Origin of the sequence: Vibrio floridensis, from assembly GCF_021852965.1 — a bacterium.
GTDB lineage: Bacteria > Pseudomonadota > Gammaproteobacteria > Enterobacterales > Vibrionaceae > Vibrio > Vibrio floridensis.
The window spans coordinates 1-4,618 of the sequence record NZ_JAKGCY010000036.1 but is presented as its reverse complement, the minus strand read 5'-3'; the positions used below and the strand labels follow the sequence as shown (position 1 = coordinate 4,618).

The 4,618-nt window shown below is 51.5% G+C and carries 2 protein-coding genes, 1 rRNA gene and 1 pseudogene; 2 read left to right on the top strand and 2 right to left on the bottom strand.

Annotated elements, in window-relative coordinates; genetic code table 11:
* Both LZU85_RS20310 and araC read right to left on the bottom strand, forming a co-directional pair.
* Window positions 1-185 (bottom strand): annotated as a pseudogene (locus tag LZU85_RS20310) (MFS transporter); the annotation flags it as partial.
* Between the two features lie 118 nt (window positions 186-303).
* Window positions 304-1,182 carry an arabinose operon transcriptional regulator AraC gene (araC, locus tag LZU85_RS20305; protein ID WP_001300811.1) on the bottom strand — a complete coding sequence of 293 codons (879 nt, stop codon included), beginning with the start codon at window positions 1,180-1,182 and terminating at the stop codon, window positions 304-306.
* 476 nt (window positions 1,183-1,658) lie between these two features.
* Between araC and rrf the strand changes: the two genes are divergently transcribed.
* Window positions 1,659-1,774 (top strand): 5S ribosomal RNA (gene rrf / locus LZU85_RS20300).
* Window positions 1,775-2,092: 318 nt separating this feature from the next.
* Window positions 2,093-2,953: a broad-spectrum class A beta-lactamase TEM-1 gene (locus tag LZU85_RS20295; RefSeq protein ID WP_000027057.1), complete on the top strand. Its 861-nt coding sequence runs from the start codon at window positions 2,093-2,095 to the stop codon at window positions 2,951-2,953.
* Window positions 2,954-4,618: the final 1,665 nt, after the last annotated feature.

Below are 4,618 nucleotides of genomic sequence, written 5' to 3'. Positions count from 1 at the left end.
AAGGAGATGGCGCCCAACAGTCCCCCGGCCACGGGGCCTGCCACCATACCCACGCCGAAACAAGCGCTCATGAGCCCGAAGTGGCGAGCCCGATCTTCCCCATCGGTGATGTCGGCGATATAGGCGCCAGCAACCGCACCTGTGGCGCCGGTGATGCCGGCCACGATGCGTCCGGCGTAGAGGATCTGCTCATGTTTGACAGCTTATCATCGATGCATAATGTGCCTGTCAAATGGACGAAGCAGGGATTCTGCAAACCCTATGCTACTCCGTCAAGCCGTCAATTGTCTGATTCGTTACCAATTATGACAACTTGACGGCTACATCATTCACTTTTTCTTCACAACCGGCACGGAACTCGCTCGGGCTGGCCCCGGTGCATTTTTTAAATACCCGCGAGAAATAGAGTTGATCGTCAAAACCAACATTGCGACCGACGGTGGCGATAGGCATCCGGGTGGTGCTCAAAAGCAGCTTCGCCTGGCTGATACGTTGGTCCTCGCGCCAGCTTAAGACGCTAATCCCTAACTGCTGGCGGAAAAGATGTGACAGACGCGACGGCGACAAGCAAACATGCTGTGCGACGCTGGCGATATCAAAATTGCTGTCTGCCAGGTGATCGCTGATGTACTGACAAGCCTCGCGTACCCGATTATCCATCGGTGGATGGAGCGACTCGTTAATCGCTTCCATGCGCCGCAGTAACAATTGCTCAAGCAGATTTATCGCCAGCAGCTCCGAATAGCGCCCTTCCCCTTGCCCGGCGTTAATGATTTGCCCAAACAGGTCGCTGAAATGCGGCTGGTGCGCTTCATCCGGGCGAAAGAACCCCGTATTGGCAAATATTGACGGCCAGTTAAGCCATTCATGCCAGTAGGCGCGCGGACGAAAGTAAACCCACTGGTGATACCATTCGCGAGCCTCCGGATGACGACCGTAGTGATGAATCTCTCCTGGCGGGAACAGCAAAATATCACCCGGTCGGCAAACAAATTCTCGTCCCTGATTTTTCACCACCCCCTGACCGCGAATGGTGAGATTGAGAATATAACCTTTCATTCCCAGCGGTCGGTCGATAAAAAAATCGAGATAACCGTTGGCCTCAATCGGCGTTAAACCCGCCACCAGATGGGCATTAAACGAGTATCCCGGCAGCAGGGGATCATTTTGCGCTTCAGCCATACTTTTCATACTCCCGCCATTCAGAGAAGAAACCAATTGTCCATATTGCATCAGACATTGCCGTCACTGCGTCTTTTACTGGCTCTTCTCGCTAACCAAACCGGTAACCCCGCTTATTAAAAGCATTCTGTAACAAAGCGGGACCAAAGCCATGACAAAAACGCGTAACAAAAGTGTCTATAATCACGGCAGAAAAGTCCACATTGATTATTTGCACGGCGTCACACTTTGCTATGCCATAGCATTTTTATCCATAAGATTAGCGGATCCTACCTGACGCTTTTTATCGCAACTCTCTACTGTTTCTCCATACCCGTTTTTTTGGGCTAGCAGGAGGAATTCACCATGGTACCCGGGGATCCTCTAGAGTCGACCTGCAGGCATGCAAGCTTGGCTGTTTTGGCGGATGAGAGAAGATTTTCAGCCTGATACAGATTAAATCAGAACGCAGAAGCGGTCTGATAAAACAGAATTTGCCTGGCGGCAGTAGCGCGGTGGTCCCACCTGACCCCATGCCGAACTCAGAAGTGAAACGCCGTAGCGCCGATGGTAGTGTGGGGTCTCCCCATGCGAGAGTAGGGAACTGCCAGGCATCAAATAAAACGAAAGGCTCAGTCGAAAGACTGGGCCTTTCGTTTTATCTGTTGTTTGTCGGTGAACGCTCTCCTGAGTAGGACAAATCCGCCGGGAGCGGATTTGAACGTTGCGAAGCAACGGCCCGGAGGGTGGCGGGCAGGACGCCCGCCATAAACTGCCAGGCATCAAATTAAGCAGAAGGCCATCCTGACGGATGGCCTTTTTGCGTTTCTACAAACTCTTTTGTTTATTTTTCTAAATACATTCAAATATGTATCCGCTCATGAGACAATAACCCTGATAAATGCTTCAATAATATTGAAAAAGGAAGAGTATGAGTATTCAACATTTCCGTGTCGCCCTTATTCCCTTTTTTGCGGCATTTTGCCTTCCTGTTTTTGCTCACCCAGAAACGCTGGTGAAAGTAAAAGATGCTGAAGATCAGTTGGGTGCACGAGTGGGTTACATCGAACTGGATCTCAACAGCGGTAAGATCCTTGAGAGTTTTCGCCCCGAAGAACGTTTTCCAATGATGAGCACTTTTAAAGTTCTGCTATGTGGCGCGGTATTATCCCGTGTTGACGCCGGGCAAGAGCAACTCGGTCGCCGCATACACTATTCTCAGAATGACTTGGTTGAGTACTCACCAGTCACAGAAAAGCATCTTACGGATGGCATGACAGTAAGAGAATTATGCAGTGCTGCCATAACCATGAGTGATAACACTGCGGCCAACTTACTTCTGACAACGATCGGAGGACCGAAGGAGCTAACCGCTTTTTTGCACAACATGGGGGATCATGTAACTCGCCTTGATCGTTGGGAACCGGAGCTGAATGAAGCCATACCAAACGACGAGCGTGACACCACGATGCCTGCAGCAATGGCAACAACGTTGCGCAAACTATTAACTGGCGAACTACTTACTCTAGCTTCCCGGCAACAATTAATAGACTGGATGGAGGCGGATAAAGTTGCAGGACCACTTCTGCGCTCGGCCCTTCCGGCTGGCTGGTTTATTGCTGATAAATCTGGAGCCGGTGAGCGTGGGTCTCGCGGTATCATTGCAGCACTGGGGCCAGATGGTAAGCCCTCCCGTATCGTAGTTATCTACACGACGGGGAGTCAGGCAACTATGGATGAACGAAATAGACAGATCGCTGAGATAGGTGCCTCACTGATTAAGCATTGGTAACTGTCAGACCAAGTTTACTCATATATACTTTAGATTGATTTACGCGCCCTGTAGCGGCGCATTAAGCGCGGCGGGTGTGGTGGTTACGCGCAGCGTGACCGCTACACTTGCCAGCGCCCTAGCGCCCGCTCCTTTCGCTTTCTTCCCTTCCTTTCTCGCCACGTTCGCCGGCTTTCCCCGTCAAGCTCTAAATCGGGGGCTCCCTTTAGGGTTCCGATTTAGTGCTTTACGGCACCTCGACCCCAAAAAACTTGATTTGGGTGATGGTTCACGTAGTGGGCCATCGCCCTGATAGACGGTTTTTCGCCCTTTGACGTTGGAGTCCACGTTCTTTAATAGTGGACTCTTGTTCCAAACTGGAACAACACTCAACCCTATCTCGGGCTATTCTTTTGATTTATAAGGGATTTTGCCGATTTCGGCCTATTGGTTAAAAAATGAGCTGATTTAACAAAAATTTAACGCGAATTTTAACAAAATATTAACGTTTACAATTTAAAAGGATCTAGGTGAAGATCCTTTTTGATAATCTCATGACCAAAATCCCTTAACGTGAGTTTTCGTTCCACTGAGCGTCAGACCCCGTAGAAAAGATCAAAGGATCTTCTTGAGATCCTTTTTTTCTGCGCGTAATCTGCTGCTTGCAAACAAAAAAACCACCGCTACCAGCGGTGGTTTGTTTGCCGGATCAAGAGCTACCAACTCTTTTTCCGAAGGTAACTGGCTTCAGCAGAGCGCAGATACCAAATACTGTCCTTCTAGTGTAGCCGTAGTTAGGCCACCACTTCAAGAACTCTGTAGCACCGCCTACATACCTCGCTCTGCTAATCCTGTTACCAGTGGCTGCTGCCAGTGGCGATAAGTCGTGTCTTACCGGGTTGGACTCAAGACGATAGTTACCGGATAAGGCGCAGCGGTCGGGCTGAACGGGGGGTTCGTGCACACAGCCCAGCTTGGAGCGAACGACCTACACCGAACTGAGATACCTACAGCGTGAGCTATGAGAAAGCGCCACGCTTCCCGAAGGGAGAAAGGCGGACAGGTATCCGGTAAGCGGCAGGGTCGGAACAGGAGAGCGCACGAGGGAGCTTCCAGGGGGAAACGCCTGGTATCTTTATAGTCCTGTCGGGTTTCGCCACCTCTGACTTGAGCGTCGATTTTTGTGATGCTCGTCAGGGGGGCGGAGCCTATGGAAAAACGCCAGCAACGCGGCCTTTTTACGGTTCCTGGCCTTTTGCTGGCCTTTTGCTCACATGTTCTTTCCTGCGTTATCCCCTGATTCTGTGGATAACCGTATTACCGCCTTTGAGTGAGCTGATACCGCTCGCCGCAGCCGAACGACCGAGCGCAGCGAGTCAGTGAGCGAGGAAGCGGAAGAGCGCCTGATGCGGTATTTTCTCCTTACGCATCTGTGCGGTATTTCACACCGCATAGGGTCATGGCTGCGCCCCGACACCCGCCAACACCCGCTGACGCGCCCTGACGGGCTTGTCTGCTCCCGGCATCCGCTTACAGACAAGCTGTGACCGTCTCCGGGAGCTGCATGTGTCAGAGGTTTTCACCGTCATCACCGAAACGCGCGAGGCAGAAGGAGATGGCGCCCAACAGTCCCCCGGCCACGGGGCCTGCCACCATACCCACGCCGAAACAAGCGCTCATGAGCCC